This window comes from Nocardia sp. NPDC127579, from assembly GCF_042672005.1.
Taxonomy (GTDB): domain Bacteria; phylum Actinomycetota; class Actinomycetes; order Mycobacteriales; family Mycobacteriaceae; genus Nocardia.
In genome coordinates, this window is sequence record NZ_JBHXVZ010000001.1 from 42,948 (window position 1) to 61,908 (window position 18,961).

Genomic DNA, 18,961 nt, shown 5'->3' on the forward strand with positions numbered 1-18,961 from the left:
ACGTGAACCGGACGGCGCGGCCTGGCTGACGTAGGTCAGTCCCCGCTGTCGATCCGGATGACCCGCGTGAGCACTGGGACTCGGCACCCTCCTGAGCCGTGGCCGATCAGAATTCGAGCGCGATTCGCTCTGGCGCGTCGCATCCCGATCCTGAATCATGGCCGAGCGCGACGGCTTCCGTTGGGAGCCTGGTCGTTTCGTTCTCCGTTGCCTTCAGGGGGTCGGCTGTGAGCCGCAGGTCCTTCCTCATCCGCTCTGGGATCTTCACGTTGTTCGTGGCGCTCCTCGTCACCGCGGCGGTGATGTCTTACCGAAGCAACATGCCCGACAGCACGGGATCCGCCGCTGCGGCACCGGCGGTGATCAGCACTTCCTCGCTGGTCTCCAGGCCGGCGGTCCGGACTACGTCCCAGCCGAATTGGGGTGGCAACGGAGTCTTCAGCGTGGGCCAGCCCGCAGGCGGGCAGAAGACGATTGCGCCTGGGCGCTACACGGTCGAGATGGCTGATCCCAAGCTCGATGTCCTCGTGATCATGCGGTGCTCTGGGATTCCGTGTACAGAGTCCGAGAACTTCATCGCGGGCGATTCGGGTTTCGGCGCTGGGTTTTCGACGGTGATCGAGATCCTGCCGACGGATGTGGCTGTGCGGCTCGTCAACGCGCGCCTGATCCCTATCGGGTGATCAGGTGATTCGCACATAGGGGGTGTTCGCGGTGACGGTCCCGAATCCGTTGGAGGACACCGCCTGAACGCGTACGACGTCGCCCGCGACGATGTCGTAGGTGCAGCTGGCGGTAGAGGTCGCGCCGGATCCGCTGGTCTGGCCGGTGCCGGTCCCGCCGGGCGGTACGGTGCCGTTGACCGTCAGTCGCACTGTGATCGTGCAGGAGAAACTCGTGGTCCATGGGATGGACGCGGTGAGTATTGCTCCCGGTTTAGACGTCTGGGCAACTACACCGTCCGAGCTGACCGTCGAACCTGGATAGAGGGCGGTGTCGGCTACCCATCCAGCGATGGTGGCGTAGCCGGTGTTCGGGGATGACGTGCTCGCGTTCTTGTTCATGCCGGACGGCAGGAAGTTCACCGCGGTGGCGGCTGGCACGGACATCGCCGCGGCGGCGGTGGCGGCGGGTGCGCTCACCTGGGCATCGGCGTGCACAACTGGCGGTGCCGCCGCGACGGTTGTCGTGGCGGCCGGCGGCGCAGCAGTGCTTTCAGCTGTGAACGACGGCACGGCCGCAGCCAGGGCGACGGTCATAGCCGGCGGTGCCACAGCAACACCGGCTACGGGAACAGCCATCGCAATCGCCATGGCGGCTGTGGGCGCAATGGCGGTGGCGTCCGCGGTCGGCGCCGGGTGGTGCATCTCGAGCGCGGCCGACATCACCGGCGGCACCGTCGCGATCACCAGCTCGGGCACCGATGCGGCCAGAGTCCAGGCTGCAGTCGATGGTGCGACCGTCGAGGATGCGGCGACAACCGGGGTGTGGTGCGCGGCGGCGACCGTCATGGCTGGTGGTGTGACCGCGATGCCGACGATCGGTGGTGGCATCATCACCGCCACGAGGATCGCGGGCGAGGATATGACTTCGGCGTCGATGAATGTCGGCGCGAACATCTGCAGTGACAGCTCCGCCGTCGGCGCTGCAGCGACCGTCGGGAGATCCGGGGGCCGGACTGCCAGGGACAGCGTCGCGCGCGGCGCGTGCACGGTGGCGTGCGTGTGAACGCCCGGGGCACGCATCTGCAGCGTCAGCGCGGCGGTCGGCGCACCGAACCCCGGCACCACCAGGGGCGTGCGCATCGACACCGACATCGGTGCGGTGGTCACGCCGACGACGCCGAGGGTGACGTCGGACCAGACGAGGCGCTCGCCGAGGTAGACGCGTGCGCCCCGGCGTCCGTCGGGCAGGTAGATGCGCTGTGTCGCCCGGCCGCGGGTGAATATCCCCACGCTGGATCTCCGGTTACGCCGCTGTGGCGGTGATGATTCCAGCGGCATCCCAGACGATGGAGAAGGTGCCGGCGGTGGTGGAGATGTCCTGGCCGAAGTCCACATAGCCGATGAGTGGACGGGTGGCATCGGTGGCGGGTGTCGAGTTGTAGAGGACGGCGTAGCGGGCGGAGATGGTGGAGTTCGGCCAGGACACGTCAGCGGCATCGAGGGTGAGGGTGTTGGTGCCGGCGTTGTAGGTGGCGGTGCAGCTGGTCAGCAATGCTCCGCCTGCGGTGTACCCGGTGCCGGTCGCCTCCGCGGTGATGTCGCTCTTGTATTGGTGGGTGTCCTGATTGGGGGTGTAGCTCACGGTGCACAGCATTACCTTGATGGCGTCGGTGTCCCAGTCGAGCTCCTTGTTGAAGAGCGACTTCTGGGCGAGCCCATATAGTTTCGCGCTGGCGGCCATGGTTCCTACTCCTATCGGTGGGTACGAGAAAGGCCCTCGCGTCGCGAGGGCCTCAAGGTGGTCTGGTCTATTCGGGGACGATGTAGACGGTTTCGGGGTCTGGACTGGGCATTGCGAGATAGTCGTCGAGTTCGGCCACCGCGATCCGCCGCACACCGCCGCCGTTGCGGACCGCCGCCGCTTCCTGCGCGGGAGGGACGGGAAGTCCGGCCTGAATGAGGGGCCAGAGTCTGATCGGGATCGCGGAGTCGGGGACGGTGATCAGGTAGCGCCGAGACCCGACGTTCACGATCGTCTCGCCCGGATCGAGGGCGATCTGGAGCACGCCGTCGATAGCCTGGGTCGTGACCAGCGCCGCGGTGACCATCCCTGTGCCTGCTGCGTTTTCGCGATCGAGAATCGACTGGAAGCCGAACACGGTGTTGTTGTCGGCGCTGGCGATGCTGGCCACCGGTTCGCTGATGAGCGTCATGGCGCATCGACAACTGGCTCGGTCTGGTAGCCGCCGAGCATGAGCAGCGCCAGCCAGTACGCGCCGTCGATCCGCTGAGGCGTGTTCGGTTCTTCGTGCAGGACATACGATCCCGGTCGCCGCTTCAGGCTGTGCTCCGCGCAGGCACCCGTCTCCGTCGCCGGGACTACGCAGGCCTCGGCCAGCTGATGCTGTCCGAAAGACCGCTGCACCCAGACAGTCACGTAGCGCGCGCCGCCGTAGGGCGGATCGACCTCGAAGCAGCGGGCCGGACCGGGATAGCCGCCTACATCGGCGACATGAATAGTGGCTTTAGCCAACGGAACTCCTCCATTAGTCGAACAAATACTCGATGACCGTGACGCAGCCGTGCGCTCCTGCCGCGTTCGCGCCGCCTCCCCCGGCGGGAAACCCGCCCACGCTTCCCCCTGCGCCTCCGCCGCCCGATTGACCGGTCTGCCACAGCGGAGGGCTGCTGACCCCCGCGGCGACCAGACCCGACTTTCCACCGAGGGCCGCTGCGCCACCGCCACCTCCGCCGCCGGCCAGGAGCCGTACGACGAAGGAGAAGGTCGACCCGCCCGCTTGACCGCTCGCGCCTCCATCGCCACCGCGAATGAACGAGAACCCTCCCGCGCCACTGTTGTTCGCACCCTTGCCTGCGGGGGCGATGAAGTGGCTGCCGAACGAGCTGTCTCCGCCGTCGCCACCGGATGCCCCACCGGAGCCGACCATCACAGCGACAGCGCTGTCGAGCTGGAACTCGGGGATCCGCTTCTTGCTGAGCACCGCCGCGCCGCCCCCGCCTCCATGTGTGGAGTTCCCCGCGCCACCTGCACCGCGCACCACGACGTCGACGGCGAACAGCCCGGCCGGCTTCGTCCAGACAGCGTTCGCTGTGTATACGCGCAGAACGGTGTACATCAGGCGGTCTTTTCGATGACGAACATGATGCCGTTGCCTCCGTTACCGCCGTTGCCGCGCGCGCTGGAGCCGCCACCTCCACCGCCGCCACCGCCGGCAGGAAACGCGCCGGCCCCTCCGTTGTCGCCCTGGTTCAACCCGCCTCCGCCCCCGCCCCCGCCGGTTGCGACGACGTCGGTCGGTGGGGTGCCGGCGTTGCTGGGCGTGCCTCCCGCTGAGATTCCGCCCTGACCGCCGGACTTGCCCATGGACACGAACCCGGCACCACCGCCGCCTCCTCCGCCGCCACCGTTGAGTTCGTACTGGGAGGTCGACAATCCGCCTGCAGTGGCGGGGCCGCCGACGTCGGTTGCCCCGCTTGCTCCGTTTCCGCCGTCACCGCCGGGAACCATGCCCACACCTCCGGCGCCGCCCGGCCCGCCAGCTGCGGACGAGGCTGCGCCGCCTACTCCACCGCCTGCGGTGAGGAAGGTTCCGAACACGGTATTGCCACCGCCGCCACCGGGCTGCGCATCGCCCGTCCCGCCGGATCCGCCCGCTCCGATCGTGATCGGAATCCCGGTGAAGTTCCCGGAGCCGTCCGTGGGCAGTAGCGATGCGGGGATGCTGTAGTGGATCTCCCCACCTCCGCCACCACCGCCGCCGGATCTTCGGTTGGCGGCGACCAGGTCCCAGCGTCCTGCTGCTCCGCCCGCGCCGGCGCCGATGATGATGACCTCGACGGAGGTGATTCCCGTCGTCGGGGTGTAGGTGTTGTTGGACATGAACACGATGGCGTTGCCTTGCAGGATCACCTGATTGAACTGCGCCACCAAGGTTTCGATGCTGTTGGTGTGGTTGGTGATGATCGGGATCGCGGCCACGTACTCGTTGTCGACCGTACCGAAGATCGCGTCGATGACGGTGGCGAAGCCTCCGAGGATCGCCTGGATCGCCGCGGCGATGATGTAGAGGATCCCGCCGTCGATTTGCCCCCAACGACCGTCACCGACAGTGGATTTCAACTGCTCGGTGATAGCGGCCTCGGTGCGCCCGGCCATGCCGGGGATCGAGCCATCGGCCGAAGCTCCGTAGTCGGTGCCGTCGTACGGGGCGCCTACCGGAAACGTCACCGGCTGTGGCCGTTCGTGCGGCCGTAGAGGACTGCCTTCATGCTGGCGGTGTCGTGTCCGTATTCGTCGAGGCGGACGATCGCCCGGTGCAGGGCATCCGACAACTCACCCACCCGATCGCGCAGACTGTCGACGCTGGCCTGACATGCTTCGAACCGCGCCTCGAGCCGTTCGTTGTCGGCGCGGACATCGGCGGCGACCTGCCTCGACATCTCGGCGGCTATCTGGGCAACATTCGCGCTGCGCACCCGCCACCCGAAGAGGCCGGCGACCAGGGCGGTGAGCACACTGCCGACACCTGTAGCGGTGAACAGTGCCGCAAGATCATTCACTGCACACCGCCACCGATCAGGAACGGACGTTCATCGCGAGTGCCACACCAGCCGCCCAGACGAATCACTCGCCGTCCCCCGAGGATTGGGCAATCGGAGTCACCGCCGGCCGGATCAGCGCACCCGCGATCAGCGGGGTCAGCAGCCCGTAGATCGTGAGCACAGTCTCGACCCATGCGGTATCGACCTCACGGCCGAGGACGAACGCGGCAACTCCGGTGATCGCGACCAGCACCGACCGCACGAGCGCGGGTTCCGGGACGCGTGTCGGTCGCCTCACGACGCACGCTCCGACAGCAACCGCTTGATCTCGGCAACATCGGAGCGGACCTCGGCGAGTGCCTCGACGAGTGTGTTGTCGCGCAGCGGTGCGGACTTGGAGCGGCCCAGGATCGGCCAGCCCTTCTCGTCCGGGCCCATCAGCTGGTCCTTGGACAGGCTGGTGTTCTTGTCCATCCACCAGAGGATGTCTTTCCAGGACATCGCGCTGTTCTTGAAGTTATTGACCTGGATATCGAGCCATCCCATGTCGTCCTCCACGGAATCCTTTGGCTTGCGGTCGATTACCGCCTGAACCTCGGCCCGGAAGGCATCCATGTCGATGCCGGCCGGGTCGATCTTTCCCTCGCTCGAGTACTCGCGATGTGCGACGCAGTCGCCGGCGTCGCGGCCGATGTGGCGCAGGATCGCGGCACAACCGCGCTTGTAGGCGTCGAGTTGCACCGGGGTCCAGTCGGATCCGTCGCCGCGCGACACGGCCTCGATCCCGATGACGTGATAGTTGGCGTCATCGGTGGGCCAACCGGGCCAGGAACCGCGGCCCGCGTGCCAGCACACACCCGCGGCGATCACGCGGTAACTGCCGTCGCGTTCGAGCACCAGTTGCGCCAGCGGGCCCTCCAGGTCCGGCCGCCCGTATTGCACGATGCGCCAATCGTTTTCGACGCCGCCAGCGGTGTGATGACACAGCACGCCACGGAGGTCGCGAAAGTCGCCGTGCCCCCTTTCGCGCCATCCGTCGTGTTCGATGACCTGAAGTCCTTCGGCTCGTAGGACATCGGCCAACCAGAGTGGATCAGCCATCTTCTGTCTCTCTTTCTGCCGTCTCGGCGCGGGCGCGCTCGATCTGCTCGACTGCCGCCTGGATGGCATTGATGTGCTTGGGGATCTCTGGCTCGAGGCGGGCGGCCATTGCCGCGCGAGCCTCGGGATCGGTCAGTGCCTCGATCTGCTCGAGCAGGCTGGGCTTGGTCGCGCGCAGCACGTCCTTCATCTGCGCCTCCTGCTGCGCAATCGCGTCCGCCTTCTCCGCCGGTGCGTACGCCGCGGCCTCGGCTTGGGCCGCGAGCCGGGCCTCGTACTCCGCGCGGTTGACCCACTCCATCGGCTGCAGCCAGGTCGCCTCCGGGTGTTCGCCGGTCGCGACCGGCAGCTGTTTCATGAGCTCCGGGACGACGACCACGCCGCGGGCAATGAGCTGCTCGGCCCACGCCCGGCGCACCCGGGGGTGGATCGGAACCAGGACGTGCGGGTTCCCCTGCTGTCCGGGGAACGCGTCCAGCAGCGCCGCGAGCATGGCGAGTTGATCGGCCTCGGCGTGGAAGATCGGATGCGGTGGAAAATCATTGTCGGGCAATCGTTTTCCCTTACGAGACGAGGTGGACGCCGATGTTGGAGATCGTTGTCAGCGCCTTGGTGAGCAGTCGTGCGCTGCGCTCGGCCATCGACAGGGCGGCGTCGGACTTGCCGACGGTGGTGTTCCAGCCGAAGAACTTCGCGGCCTCGAAGTCCCAGTCGATTTCGATGCTGTCGACCTGGTCGACGAGCAGCTTGTCGGTGACGTGCGCCGCGGTGGAGGCGATGCGGTTGCCCTCGACGTAGTCCAGGCCGGGCAGGTATTCGCCGCCGAACCGCATCGTGAACATGTGCGCGGTCTGGGATTTCGTGGATTCGAACCCGGCACGTAGCGCGGCGACTGCGGACAGTGACCAGGAATTGTTTTCCGCGCCTTGCTGGTAGATCTCCCAGAGGTGGATCCATCCGAGGTTGTGGGCGCGAGTGGTGTTCGTCCATTGCAGCCACGCGAAGATCGTGCCGACCAGGAACGGCATCACGACGTCGGCGACGATCGATCCGAGGCCGGAGAATCCGGCCAGGAGGAAGTAGCCGATCAGTGCCGCGATGGATTCGATCGTCAACCGGGCGAGTTGGTCGATGAGCGGATTGTCTCCTCCGACAATGACACTGACCGCGGTGGCTGGTGACCAGGTCAGCTCGGAAGTTTCGATCTGACTGTACGGTCCGTCGCGGACGGTGACGTGTGGTCTCGACGGCACGGTGCCGTGGTAGTGGTTCTGGTAGTACTCGTCGGGCCAGATGCCCTCATCGTCGGTGACCAAGACGCGGATGTCCTCGACGAACCCGGAGAGGAACTGCGCGACCGAACGCTGCAGGCCACCGGCGATTCCGCCGCCGGTACCGGTTCCGTCGGCTGCGTAGAAGCCCGAGTTGTCGACCACTTCGAGAACGAGTGCCCCGTTGGCGCATTCGTCCACGCCGTCGACCGGGCAGGTCTCGCCGTCGACGGTGAGGATGCGGCGGTAGGTCAGTGTCAGCTGGGCGTCGTCGAGCGCGTCGCCGATGACTTGGTCCATGCGGTTCATGCGCGTCGCGAGGATCGTCCACAGCGACGAGTCGTCGAGATCGAACGCCTTGCATTTGATCAGGACTTGCCAGTCCGACCAGTCGAAGAGGTCGTCGTAGCTTTCGACATTGAAGGGGTCGTCCGGCAATGTCCAGGGGTGACCATTCAATCGGATCAGATTGATCAGGATCATCATGGAGATCGCCCACTTCGCGGGCCCGAAAATCGGCAGCACCCGGGGGAATTGGAAGACCGGAATGGGCAGGGCGGGGTTGGGCGGGCCGAGCATGAACTGCAGGAATTGCAGGTCGTCGACGAAGTTGACTTCGAGGTAGTGCAGCCGCCCTCTGGTGATGACCTTCCAGTTCTTCAGCAGGCCCGACCAGCGCTTCGCACCGCCCATCGTGCATACCGTGACGACGACGTTCTTCTTGGCCTCGGGGTCGTCGGGGATCGAGGTCAGCCACCGCGACAGGTGGTGATCCAGCCGCAGCCGCAGCATCCCACCTTGAGCTTTGTTGTTCTTCCAGGGGAACTTGCCGGCCACCGTGTCGGGCACCCGTCCCCGCAGCACCATGCCGGGCGAGCCGTCTTCTTTCAGCGCCCAGAGCCGGATCAGCGGCGGCATCCGGCGCAGGCGATCGAGGCTCTCGCGGATCTCGTCGGTCTGCTCCATCAGCGCCGGGATGTCGGCGAGCGTGGTGGTCAGATCGTCACCCCCCACGGCCGCGAAAACCGGCGCGGAATCCAAATCTGAATGCCCGCACCGGGATTGGCGCCTTCCACCTGGACCGTGACCGGAGTCGGCGGCGTCCACGGCTTGATCGGGTACAGCAGCCCCCGGGACTGCCACCGGTTTTGTACCGGTGCGCCGTTGGCGGCGATCAGGGTCGGCTTGTCCGGGTCGGTGTCGATCGAGGTGTCCTCACCCGCGATCAGAGTCGGCAGCCACTCCATGCGGATGGCGTCGTCGTCAGCGCGGTGGAACGGGTAGCTGGTCTTGGCGTAGAGCTTCTGCCCCCAGCTGCGATCGGCCACCCGCCAGCGCGCCGGCGCCGTGGCGAATCCGTACCACCACACCGGTACGTCGCCGCGGTTCTCGTACATCAGCGTTCCGGTGCCGCTGGTGCCGGAGGTCAGGGACCATTGCAGCGCAACCGGTGTCGCCTCCCAGAACGGCTGCTCGCATGCCGCGCTGATCGCCAGGGTCGAATCGTGGGTGAGCCAGGGGTCTTTGCCCTCGTACTCGGCGGTCTCGTAGGCGGTCGGCTCGGTGAGCAGCCGCATCGCGATCTTCCGAATTCCGTACGGTGTATGCGCTTCCAGCCAGAACGTGTCTTCGCCGACCATGCCCAGTGCCATCCGGAACCGAGAGTCACGATCGGCCCACACCAGCGGGTTCCCGTCGCCGTGGATCTGCACCGAGAACACGGGATCTCTGCGTTCGAACCGCATGCCCTGGTAGTGCGAGCCGGTGGCCGATTCGATCCAGAATGTCTTGGCGGGGGCGTCGATCAGCTTCGAGGGGCCGGGACGCAGCAGCACGCCCTCGGTCTCGTCGGTCAGGTTCCAGCGCGAACCGTCCTGACCGATCAGGTACAGCTTCAGGTAGTCACTCACCCGGGCAGCCCTGCCATCGCGCCTTGCGCCTGCAGCGCAGCCCACCGATCCTGTTCGCGCACAAGCTCTCCCATATCCATCACCGAGACAGGCGCGTGGAAATTCACGCTGTGGTCACGCCGGACCGAGGTGTCCCCGCCGCGCGAGTTCATGCCGGCCGGGAGCGCCGGCAACGGCAACGGCAGGCCGGCATTGATCGCCTCCAGCTGCGGGCCCCACTCCGCGGCCCGCTCGGCGCGAACCACGAACTCTTTGTTCGACAGCGGCGCGAGGAAGCCGTCGTCGCGCGGGCCGCCGGGACCGAAGACCCACCCGCCGTCGCGATAGCCATGGCCCTGGCCCCACACGCCGACCGGCGAGCCGTACCGGCCGACCGTGTAGCGCAGGCTGGCGGCGATGTTCGCCGAGGGGTCCCAGATGTCGTTGGGGTACAGCGCCGACCGGTTGGCTGCGAAGGTCGGGTCGATTACCTGCATCAGCCCTTTCGACGGGGTTCCCTGGGCGGCGTTGCTATCCCAGTTGTTGATCGCCTTCGGATTGCCGCCGGACTCGGTGGTCATCTGGGCCAGGCCCAGGCTCAGCCAGTCGGCCGGCATCGCCAGGGCGCGCAGCACCTGGGCGAAGGTGCCGCTCCACTGCTGCACTCCCCTGGCGGGGTTGTACGACTCGGCCGAACGCGTCGGCGCGCTGGAGTCGCCGCTGTCGTCCGACGCGGGCGTGTCCTTGTCGACGGGCAGGTTCTTCGGCGTGTAGTCGTAGTCGCCGGTGGCGTTGCTGGTCGCGCCCTCTTGGCCCTTGTTGGCGTAGAAGTTGATCGCCGTGTTCAGGCTGCGCGCGTAGACGTTGTTGCCCGAGAGGACGGAATTCTCGAGGCCGAACATCGCGAGGATGCCCTCGGCGAGGATGCCTGCGCCCTTGGCAGCGATGCCGGGCAGGCTGATGTCGATATCGTTGTTGCCGGACTGCTTCGAGGACTTCAGCGTCTCGGCGCGCTGGTTCTGGGCGCGGATGTATGCACGGTCCGCGGCAGCCTTCTCGTCCTCGGTGCTGGCGGGGTTGTTGTATACCTGGTTCCGCTTGGTGTTGGCCTGGTCGACCGCGGCGTCGGCGTCCGCGATGTCGAGTTCGGCGCTGGAGCGGCGTCCGGGAAGCGGTGCCTGGGGCAGGATCTCGGTATTCGGCCCGGTCGATCCGCCACCTGCTTTGCGCTCTTCGAGCTGGCGGACCTTGAGCAGCGCTTCCTGGAGCGCGAGCTCGGCCTTCCGGCGCTCCGACGGGGTGACGTTCTTCTTGAAGTCGAGTTCGCGGAGCTTCTCCTCGGCCTCGGTCACCGAGTTCTGGGCCTGCGCGAGGTCGATATCGTCGGCGGCGCCCCACGGCTTCACTGCTCCGCCCTCGCGCATCGGCTGGACGCGACCGGCCTTGAGCGCGGCGCGGAACCGGTATACGCCCGCTTGGCCACCGAGGCGCGCGACGTCGCCGGTGTCGAGCATGTGCTCGCCGGGCATGGCCAGGATCGGCACACTGTCTACGCCGGGCGTGCCGCCCTCGATGGGGCCGCCGAGCGCCCTCGGCTTGGGGATGCCGGAGATGTCCTCGTGCAGCTTCTGACGGGTCTCGAGGGGAAGCTGGTAGCCGGTCTGGTTGGTGAGCTCGACCTTGACCTGCTTGGTCGCGGGTGCGGTGATCTGCGCGATCCCCGCCTTGGCGGCTTCGTCTTTCAGGATGATCTCGACCTTGCCGCCGGGCAGCGCGGTGACCTGTGCCGCCAGTTCGCGCAGCTCGGCGGGCAGGGCTTCCACCGACGGTGCGTCGACGACAATCGTGTTGGCCTTCGGCACGCTCGACACCGCGACGCCGAGCTCGTCGAAGCGGCCCTTGAGTTCATCGGTCAGCCGGAATGTTCCTTCGACGGCAGCCTGATAGTCGCGCATGTCCTCGCCGGCCTTGGCGGTGTTGGTGCCCAGACCGTTCATCTCGCCGCCGAGCGTCGCGGCGGACTCGCCTGCGTCGTTGAGCAGGGCCTTCAACTCGGCCAGATCCTGGATGCTCCCGTTGCCGCTCTTGGCCCATGCCTCATCGAACTTCGCCACAGCCTCCGGGACACCCTGGAGCGCGCGAGCGACGTCTTCCTTCGACAGGCCGAGGGTCTGCTGCGTCTGATCGAACTGCATCTTGGAGCTTTCGGACTTGCCGTACTCCTCGAGAATCACTTGCGTCAGGCGCGAGTTGATCGCCGCCTTCGCGTCCGGGTCCAGCCCGAGCCCTGCCTGCACGTACGCCTGCGGATCCACGCCGAGCGACCTCGCACGCGCCAGGAAACCACGCTCGGTCAGGTCCTTGGCCGTGGTCGAGATCGTTTCCTCGGTGACATCGCCGGACGCGGCGAGGGTTTCGCGGAGCTCGTCGAGCCGACGGCGTTGCTCGGCGGCGGCTGCGGCCGCCTCCTGGTGGCGCTGGGCCAGGATGCCGACCGCGGCTGCTGCGGCGACGAGCCCGATCATGACGATGCCGCCGCTGCCGAGCATCGCGCCGAGGCCCGACATGGTCCGGCCGAATCCGGACGCCCCGGCGGCGGCGTTGGCCATGCCGCCTTGGAAGCGGCCGACGGCGGCGTGAGCCGACAGGATCCCGCCCTGGACGGCCGCGAAGATCGGGCCGAGGGTGCGGAAGGCCAGGTAGGAGATGAGCACGGTCTTCAGCAGCCCGTCGTGCTGTGCGAGAAGCGACGACGCGGCGGTGAGGAAGGGCAGGATAATCGCCGACCATGCCTGCGCGGCCTCGTAGACGGTCTTGAGCATCGAGCCGACCGACTGCAGGATCGGCATCCACCGGTCGATCTGTTCCCCGCCTTCGCGGAAGAACGTCTTGAGCCCGACCTGCCCCTCGGTGGACTTCAGCCATGTCGCCCACTGCTCGGTGAGCCGGTTGGTGGTCGCGAGGAATCCCTCACCGTCGCCCTTGGCCGCGCGCAGGATCGATGCCAGCGCTGAGCCGAGGTTGCCGATGATCGATAGGAAGTCACGCCCGGCGTCGATGCCTTCGCGCATCCATTCCGCGAGGTCGCCGCGGTCGTTCGCGCGGGTGAGGAACGCGTCGAGTCTGGTTGTTGCGTCGGTGAAGCCTTGGGCCAGTTGCGGTCCGAAGGTGCTGCCGGTTCCCGCGAGGGTTCGAACGCTGTTGACGACCGGGGTGATCGCGCCGTTCAGGATGCCCGCGGCGGTGGCGGTGTTGCCGAACACTTTGTCGAGGGCGTTGGTCGACTGCTCGTTGCCGAGTTCGCCGAGCAGGGTCTTGAATCCGGCATTGAATTGCTCTGCGACAGCGCCCATTCCACGGTCGAGGGCGGGTAGCTGGTTGTCGAGCATCTGATCCAGCGGCTTGGACAGGCCGGCCAGGGTGATGTTCTGGATCCGGCATCCGATTCGATCCCATTCGCGCCCATGGGCTCTCGCGGTGTCGACCAGGGCGCGCCCTTGGCTGGAGAGTCCTTCGTATGCCTGCAGCGCCTTCTTGCCGTCGCCGAAGAGGGCTTCGCCGAGTCCGTCGAGCCCGACGGCCAGCGTCGACGCGCCTGCCGCGGCGCCCGCGAAGATGCCGGGCAACAGCAGTGCGTTCTGGGTGAGCGCCTGCATGTCGACCGCGATCGAGGAGATCGCTGTCGCGGCGGCGGGCAGGGCGGCCAGGCCGAGCGCGCCGACGTTGAGCAGCAGAGGTTCGCTGCCCAGGCTCGACAGCAGCGAGCCCCGGTTCAGGCTGGCGTCGACTCGCACGGGTATTCCGTTGAGCGCGCCGATCTGCGCCGCTGCCGCGGTGGTGTCCGCGTCGACGTTCATCGTCATCTCGCGGTAGGCGGCTTTGAGCGCTGCGAGTTCGTCTGCGGCCGTGCGGGTGTCGGCGCCGACCTGCACGTCCACCCGCAGGTCCATCAGTGCGAGCTTCGCCTGGATCAGCGCCTCGAGATTGTCGAGCGAGGTCTGGTCGACGCCGACCTCGACCTCGATCCGCCGGCGGATCGCGTTGAGACGTTGCTCCAGCTGGGTGGCGAAGTTGGTGAGGTCCGGGTTGATCTCGACGTCGAGGGTGGCGTGCACCGCGTCGAGGTAGTCCTCGAGCTGGCGCACGAAATTCGTGAAGTCGGGGTTGATCTCGACGCCCAGCTCGGCCTGCACGGCTTCGAGGTCTGCCCGCAGCTGCCGCACGAAAACCGAGAAGTTGGGCCCGATTTCGACATCGGCTGTGCCGGCGCTGAAGTTCGCCACTCACTCACCCCCTGTCAGCTGCTGTTCCATCTCGATCAGCGGTGCTCGACGCAGCTGCTCGCGCAGCTCGAGATGCGGGTATTCGGGGCGCGGCGAGCTCGGCGCGGCGTTGGGATCTGCTCGCACCGTGGCGAAGACGACTTGCGCAAGTCGGTCGGTGATGGCCGCGAGCGCAGCTTCGAGGGTGCCGAATCCCTCGATCGCGGGCGGTATCGGCCGATCCGGCTCGGGCTGCTTGGCCAGCTCGGCGACAACGTCGGGGTCCTGGATTCGCTGCGACCAGCACGCTGTGCCCATGCGGTCCCGGATCCGGTCGAAGAATTCGAACAGGATCCGCCAGTCTCGGTCTCCGCGAAGCCAATCGTTCAGGTCGAGTCGCAGGATCTGCTGGAGATCCCACCGGAGGGCGGCCCCGTAGACGGCTACGACGTCGACGAGGCCGCAGTACCCCCCGCCTCGGCCGCACCCCGCCCGAGGAAGTGGTTCGTCAGGCGCATCTGCAGGCCGATCAGAAGTCGGTCGCCGTCGTCCTCGGTCTTGAATGCCTGCAGCACGCGCAGCAGACCAGCGTCCCCGAGGAGCACGGCGAGGATGCCGATGGTGTCACCGCGCCGGGACGCGATATCCAAGGCGACCTTATCTTCGAGGTCGCTCGGGAACCGCGCCACCACAGGCGGATCGAAGCCGAGTTCCGGGCCGAGCTCGTAGGGCTCCATCACCGTGCCGACGAGCCGGGCGTCGCCGGCCATCGCGCGCAGCTCGTCGAAGGCGGCGATCTTCTCGGGCAGCGTCTTCGGCGGAGCCTTCTTCGGTGATGTCCTGCGGGGCGGGGTCTTTCGGGGCGCGCTGGCCATTGTTCCTCCGTAAGTCCTGGCGGTCCTGGCGGAAGCCGCCCCCGCGCTCCGCCAGGACGGCGCGGGGACGGCGCTCGAAGCGATCAGGAGACGGTGACCGCGCACGTGCCGGTCAGCACACCCAAGGTCGCGGTGATCGTCGCGGCCGTGCCAGTTGCCACCGCGGTAACCCGACCGGTGGTCGACACCGTGGCCCGGGCGGCATTGGAGGTGGTCCATGTGCAGTCCGCGGTGCGGTCGAACCCGTTGTTGTCGACGACGAGCAGCTGCACCTGGCCACCGACCGCGAGGGACTGCGTAGCCGGGGTGACGGTGATCGAGGACGGCGCGCCCAGGAATCCGGCGGCCGTGGCGATCGAGTCGAACCCGGCGCCCGCGATACCGAAGTCGTAGGAACCGCCGAAGTCGGCGTCATCGAGCACGCCGAGGGTGAACGGCATACCGAGCTCCTTACCAATCTGGCCCTGCATCGCGCCGCGCTTCTTGACCGAGCACTTCGGGTACATGAAGAACGGATACAGGTCCCCGCCGGAGTTGGTGTCCTTGGCGATGACCAGCGCGCTGTAGTACCGGACATCGAGCGCCGAGGTCTTGCGGGCACGGAATCCCTTGCCGGGCTGCGCGGTCACGGTCGCGAGGGACATGTTGTGCTGCAACTCGAGGTTGATCTTGCGCCACTCCTGGGCGACGTAGTCGATCGAGATCGCCTCGCCGGTCATGATCTCCCGGCGCGGCATCGGCGACCCGTAGCCGTCGATCGTGGCGGTCTGGGTATCGGGCGCCAGCGAAACGCCCGCCGCCTTCTGGATCTCGCCCGAGGTCTTCCAGCCTGCGGGCAGGGTCTGCAGGACACCGGAGGCGTCGGTGAGGTCGGTGGGCATGTAGCTCGCGCCGGCCGACCATTCGTGCAGCAGCACAAGCCAATCCAGCGCGGACGTGACGAGCGGATCTTGCTTGTCCTTGAGTGCGAGGAACGTAGTAGCGGCCACGGCCAACTTCCTTTCGGGCATGACGGTTTGCCGCGGCGCACGGTGCGCGCGGGCTGCGTCAGGGGATGGGTCAGAGAGGGAGGGACTCGCGGATGCGCGTGTAGTCCGGGATGGTGGTGGGCAGACGGCACTCCACCCGGAAGGTCGCCGGGACCAGCCTGTTGTCGAAATCGAAGTCGGCCAGCTGCTGCGGGCCGATGACCTCCTCGACATAGGAGATCTGGGTGATCGAGCCGTCCGCACGTCGCACGGGCCCGCCGTGGCAGTAGGACAGCATCATCTGGCGCAGGTACTCCATGACCGCCCAGCTGTCGGCGCGCTTCCCCGTGATCACGCCGAGCTGCACGTTCGCGGCATCGAAGATGCCCTCGGCGCCGAGGCCGCCCCGGTAGACGCGCACCACGGCGCGGCCCTCAGCGATCAGGGCCTCGATGTCATCCGGGATCCAGGTGACCGCGAGGCCGGTGGGAGTCAGGAGATCGAGGTAACGCTGTATCAGGTCCATGACGACCTCCTCGCGGTCCGGGAATCCGCCCGCGTACCAGTCCGGGAAGGTGATCACAGCTGGCCCAACCGATTCAGCACCTGGTTGAGGTCATGAGCGCCAGCGACCACCGAGGTGGTCTCGCCGGAGGTGTCGCGCACCTCGTACCCGTACTCGTGGCCGAGCCCGTGCGGCGCCTCGTTCCCGCCGACGATCAGACGCGCCTTCCAGCGATCCTTGAGGCGGCCGCCGCGGAAAGTCTCGATCCGCGCGGACCGCGCCAGGCGGCCAGTACGTTTGGAGACGATGTCGCGGTAGATAGCCTGTGCGATCTCGGCGCGTTCGTACATCAGGGCGCGCATCGTGGCCGACAGGAGAATGCCTGCGATCGCCGGATTGCTGCCGCCGCCCGAGGCGTCCCGGTACGGGATGTTGTTGCGCATCAGCCGGTTACCGCCTTCAGCGTGTAGGTGACGTAGCCCGGATCCCATCCGGTCATCGGGTGGACGCCGTCCCACTGGGCAGGTCCGACGACGCTGAACAGCGCGCCGGTTGCCACTCGGCGCACCTGATCGGTGTGGCGGACCGCGGCCTGATCCTTCGGCACCCCCAGGGTGCTCGTCAGGGCAGCGGATTCGCGCGCCGTCGTGGGATAGCCGCCGTCAGGAGCGGCGGGGACGTTGGTCCAGTAGACGCAGCGTTCGAGGGTGGCGACGACCGCCGGGGTCTTGTCGCCGACTCGATCGCGGGCACCGCGCAGCACCTCGAATTGTTCGCCGTACGGGGCCTGGAGCGGCTGCATTACAGCCCCGGTCCCGACATCGACACGGCGCCAGAGACATTCACGCCGAGCAGGGCATGGATCGCGTCACGCTCGGCGTTGGTGATGTAGAGGTTGCCGTCCGGGTTCCGGAATGCGATCTGCGAACTGTACGGGCCGAAGGTTTGATAGGCGGATTGAGCGCCTTCCAGCGCGCCGCTGGTGAGCGCCCGGCGCACCATGCTGCACGACAGGATCTTCAAGCCCTCGGCCAGCTCCTCGTCATCCGCAGCGAGAGTGACGAGATCACCGTAGGGCCGGAACCACACCGACAGCCACCACGCCGCGTCGCCCATCAGTGTGTTGACCTGGACCTCGCTCGCCTGGGGCAAGGCCGGCGGCCGCGCGATGAGATCGGCGTAGGTGGCGAAGGCCATCGGTCAGCCCTCCGTCGGCTCGCCGGGCCGGCTCGCCGCGGTGATGGCCGCGAGGATGTCGGCCTTCTTGGTCGCCTCGCCGAGGTCGATACCCTTGGCCTTGGCGTACGCCTGCAGCTCAGTCACCTTCCAGGTGTCCGACGGCTCACCCTCGGGGTACGCCTCCGGCTCGGGCTCGACGACGACCGGTTCTGGCGCGGCGTCGGGACCTTTCATCAGGACGTTGAGGCGGTCGAACCGCTCCAGCTTCGCCGGGAGCACGAGCACCACATCGCCCTTGTAGGCGGTGCGGTGGTTGCCGTTCTCGTCGATGTAGGACATCAAGCCGAGAACGACCGTGCGCTCGTTGCCCTTGCTCATGCCGCCAGCCCCGTCACCTTGAGCACGTTGTACGGATTGGTGACCGCGAACAACGGACGCACGGACGCCTGAACCCAGGTCTGCTCCTCGCCCGGTTCGCGCCACGTCTCGGTCGAGAGGGGCTTCTCCAGTCGCAGCTGTCCGACCTGGCCCTCGACAACGACGTACGCCTCGCCGGCGGCAACACGGTTGGTGGAGACCAACTCAACGCCGTTGGCCGCGAGCACCGCCGCCGCCTTGTCGCCGTAGATGACGTGGAAGTTGTAGTACTCCTGCGGATTGACGAACCACAGGTTGAACCGGCCGCCGAGCTCGAAGGTGTCCGCCTTGAGCTGGGTCTTCGCGAAGTCCGCCGCCGGGAGGGCCGCGTTGTTCGTGGTGGTCAGCGTCAGCGCGGCGGCGTCGGCCCACGAGGTGCCGGTCATCTGCACATCGGAACCGATGGCGGTGATCGACGCGTCGAGGGTGGCGATCGCCCGGCGGTGGATACCGCGGTTGATCGTGTTGCCGAGCTTGAGGCTCTGCTGCTGCAGCAGCACGGGGTCGTTACGATCCCGGGCCTCGTCGGTCACGCCGAACTTGCCGCCGAACTTCTCGACGTAGGCGATCTTCGGCTCGGGACGCGCGGTGGTGACGATCGGGAACTCGCCACCGGGCTCGACGTTCTGGATGTCGCGCTCGGTGTAGAGGTCGTTCGCCATCAGCTGCGAGTACAGCAGTGCGCCGCCCGACACCCCGCCCGCGCCGCTGAAGACGCGGTCGGCCCAGAAGTTCTGGAGGGTGATGTCGGACAGGTAGGCGGTGATCCGGCTCGGCTCCTTGAGCATCAAGTCGACCGTGATCAGGTTGCCGCTCAGCGTCGGCTGCGCGAGTGGATACTGCGGCGCGACAGGTGTTCCAACCATGACTTATCCCCTTTCTCAGTACAGGTCGACGAGTACGTCGTTGTTGTTGGTGCCGGCGCTGACCGCCATGCCGACGGCCTTGCCGCTGGCGAGAGTGACGGCCTTGCCGCTGGACCCGACTTCGACCTCGGCCCCGACGGCGATGGTTCCGCCCGCGGTGACGGGCACGATGCCCTGCTTGATGACCAGCACCCGAGCACCGGAAGCGGCGTCGCGTGCGGCGACGCCGAACGCCTTGGCGGCGGCGGTGCAGGTGGCGGCCTTCAGCTGGCCGTATGTGTCGGGCGCGGCGGAGATCGCCAAGAACGTCTTGCCGGTTACGGCGCCAGTCGTGAGGACGGTGACGTCCTTGCCGGGCCGGAACAGCGGCGTGCACTCATTCGCCATGAGAACAGTCCTT

The 18,961-nt window shown here is 67.2% G+C and carries 24 protein-coding genes; 1 reads left to right on the forward strand and 23 read right to left on the reverse strand.

Translation table 11 applies throughout. The annotated features are described in order from the left end of the window. The first annotated feature begins 98 nt into the window (after positions 1–98). Positions 99–683: a hypothetical protein gene (locus tag ACFVMC_RS00235; protein WP_379205600.1), complete on the forward strand. Its 585-nt coding sequence runs from the start codon at positions 99–101 to the stop codon at positions 681–683. Here ACFVMC_RS00235 and ACFVMC_RS00240 read toward each other — a convergent pair whose 3' ends face one another. The 23 genes from ACFVMC_RS00240 to ACFVMC_RS00350 all read right to left on the reverse strand — a co-directional run bounded on the left by ACFVMC_RS00240 (position 684) and on the right by ACFVMC_RS00350 (position 18,948). Further along, entirely contained in the window at positions 684–1,955 is a 1,272-nt protein-coding gene (locus tag ACFVMC_RS00240) for a hypothetical protein (RefSeq protein WP_379205601.1), read from the reverse strand. It abuts the gene before it with no gap. 13 nt (positions 1,956–1,968) lie between these two features. Next, entirely contained in the window at positions 1,969–2,406 is a 438-nt protein-coding gene (locus ACFVMC_RS00245) for a hypothetical protein (protein ID WP_379205602.1), read from the reverse strand. Positions 2,407–2,473: 67 nt separating this feature from the next. Continuing rightward, on the reverse strand, positions 2,474–2,878 hold the full coding sequence (locus ACFVMC_RS00250; RefSeq protein WP_379205603.1) for a hypothetical protein: 405 nt from the start codon (positions 2,876–2,878) through the stop codon (positions 2,474–2,476). After that, positions 2,875–3,198: a hypothetical protein gene (locus ACFVMC_RS00255; protein ID WP_379205604.1), complete on the reverse strand. Its 324-nt coding sequence runs from the start codon at positions 3,196–3,198 to the stop codon at positions 2,875–2,877. Before ACFVMC_RS00255 ends, ACFVMC_RS00250 begins: the two co-directional genes overlap by 4 nt. Before the next feature lie 13 nt (positions 3,199–3,211). Further along, a complete protein-coding gene (locus ACFVMC_RS00260; protein ID WP_379205605.1) occupies positions 3,212–3,802 on the reverse strand; it encodes a glycine-rich domain-containing protein in 591 nt (196 codons plus the stop codon). Further along, positions 3,802–4,842: a glycine-rich domain-containing protein gene (locus ACFVMC_RS00265; RefSeq protein WP_379205606.1), complete on the reverse strand. Its 1,041-nt coding sequence runs from the start codon at positions 4,840–4,842 to the stop codon at positions 3,802–3,804. Before ACFVMC_RS00265 ends, ACFVMC_RS00260 begins: the two co-directional genes overlap by 1 nt. A gap of 68 nt (positions 4,843–4,910) precedes the next feature. Then, positions 4,911–5,246, reverse strand: a complete 336-nt coding sequence (locus ACFVMC_RS00270; RefSeq protein ID WP_379205607.1) for a hypothetical protein — start codon at positions 5,244–5,246, stop codon at positions 4,911–4,913. A gap of 64 nt (positions 5,247–5,310) precedes the next feature. Continuing rightward, positions 5,311–5,526 (reverse strand): hypothetical protein, encoded by a 216-nt coding sequence (locus ACFVMC_RS00275; RefSeq protein WP_379205608.1) that lies wholly within the window; start codon positions 5,524–5,526, stop codon positions 5,311–5,313. Next, positions 5,523–6,398 (reverse strand): N-acetylmuramoyl-L-alanine amidase, encoded by an 876-nt coding sequence (locus tag ACFVMC_RS00280; protein WP_379205609.1) that lies wholly within the window; start codon positions 6,396–6,398, stop codon positions 5,523–5,525. Before ACFVMC_RS00280 ends, ACFVMC_RS00275 begins: the two co-directional genes overlap by 4 nt. Next, positions 6,322–6,882: a hypothetical protein gene (locus ACFVMC_RS00285; RefSeq protein ID WP_379205610.1), complete on the reverse strand. Its 561-nt coding sequence runs from the start codon at positions 6,880–6,882 to the stop codon at positions 6,322–6,324. The genes ACFVMC_RS00280 and ACFVMC_RS00285 overlap by 77 nt, the downstream gene beginning before the upstream one ends. Positions 6,883–6,892: 10 nt before the next feature. Then, positions 6,893–8,614, reverse strand: a complete 1,722-nt coding sequence (locus ACFVMC_RS00290) for a hypothetical protein (protein ID WP_379205611.1) — start codon at positions 8,612–8,614, stop codon at positions 6,893–6,895. Then, positions 8,596–9,510 (reverse strand): hypothetical protein, encoded by a 915-nt coding sequence (locus tag ACFVMC_RS00295; RefSeq protein WP_379205612.1) that lies wholly within the window; start codon positions 9,508–9,510, stop codon positions 8,596–8,598. Before ACFVMC_RS00295 ends, ACFVMC_RS00290 begins: the two co-directional genes overlap by 19 nt. Then, a complete protein-coding gene (locus ACFVMC_RS00300) occupies positions 9,507–13,772 on the reverse strand; it encodes a transglycosylase SLT domain-containing protein (protein WP_379205613.1) in 4,266 nt (1,421 codons plus the stop codon). Before ACFVMC_RS00300 ends, ACFVMC_RS00295 begins: the two co-directional genes overlap by 4 nt. Further along, positions 13,773–14,069 carry a hypothetical protein gene (locus ACFVMC_RS00305; protein ID WP_379205614.1) on the reverse strand — a complete coding sequence of 99 codons (297 nt, stop codon included), beginning with the start codon at positions 14,067–14,069 and terminating at the stop codon, positions 13,773–13,775. A 125-nt stretch (positions 14,070–14,194) separates the two neighbouring features. Then, on the reverse strand, positions 14,195–14,626 hold the full coding sequence (locus ACFVMC_RS00310; RefSeq protein WP_379205615.1) for a hypothetical protein: 432 nt from the start codon (positions 14,624–14,626) through the stop codon (positions 14,195–14,197). Between the two features lie 83 nt (positions 14,627–14,709). Continuing rightward, positions 14,710–15,615, reverse strand: coding sequence for an Ig-like domain-containing protein (locus ACFVMC_RS00315; RefSeq protein ID WP_379205616.1), 906 nt, complete (start codon positions 15,613–15,615; stop codon positions 14,710–14,712). A 70-nt stretch (positions 15,616–15,685) separates the two neighbouring features. Then, a complete protein-coding gene (locus ACFVMC_RS00320; RefSeq protein WP_379205617.1) occupies positions 15,686–16,177 on the reverse strand; it encodes a hypothetical protein in 492 nt (163 codons plus the stop codon). Then, positions 16,174–16,542, reverse strand: coding sequence for a hypothetical protein (locus ACFVMC_RS00325; RefSeq protein ID WP_379205618.1), 369 nt, complete (start codon positions 16,540–16,542; stop codon positions 16,174–16,176). The genes ACFVMC_RS00320 and ACFVMC_RS00325 overlap by 4 nt, the downstream gene beginning before the upstream one ends. Next, positions 16,542–16,901 (reverse strand): hypothetical protein, encoded by a 360-nt coding sequence (locus ACFVMC_RS00330; protein ID WP_379205619.1) that lies wholly within the window; start codon positions 16,899–16,901, stop codon positions 16,542–16,544. The genes ACFVMC_RS00325 and ACFVMC_RS00330 overlap by 1 nt, the downstream gene beginning before the upstream one ends. Continuing rightward, positions 16,901–17,296: a hypothetical protein gene (locus tag ACFVMC_RS00335; RefSeq protein WP_379205620.1), complete on the reverse strand. Its 396-nt coding sequence runs from the start codon at positions 17,294–17,296 to the stop codon at positions 16,901–16,903. The genes ACFVMC_RS00330 and ACFVMC_RS00335 overlap by 1 nt, the downstream gene beginning before the upstream one ends. Positions 17,297–17,299: 3 nt before the next feature. Beyond that, positions 17,300–17,656: a hypothetical protein gene (locus ACFVMC_RS00340; RefSeq protein WP_379205621.1), complete on the reverse strand. Its 357-nt coding sequence runs from the start codon at positions 17,654–17,656 to the stop codon at positions 17,300–17,302. Continuing rightward, on the reverse strand, positions 17,653–18,561 hold the full coding sequence (locus ACFVMC_RS00345; RefSeq protein ID WP_379205622.1) for a major capsid protein: 909 nt from the start codon (positions 18,559–18,561) through the stop codon (positions 17,653–17,655). Before ACFVMC_RS00345 ends, ACFVMC_RS00340 begins: the two co-directional genes overlap by 4 nt. Positions 18,562–18,576: 15 nt before the next feature. Beyond that, positions 18,577–18,948 carry a capsid cement protein gene (locus ACFVMC_RS00350; protein WP_379205623.1) on the reverse strand — a complete coding sequence of 124 codons (372 nt, stop codon included), beginning with the start codon at positions 18,946–18,948 and terminating at the stop codon, positions 18,577–18,579. Positions 18,949–18,961: the final 13 nt, after the last annotated feature.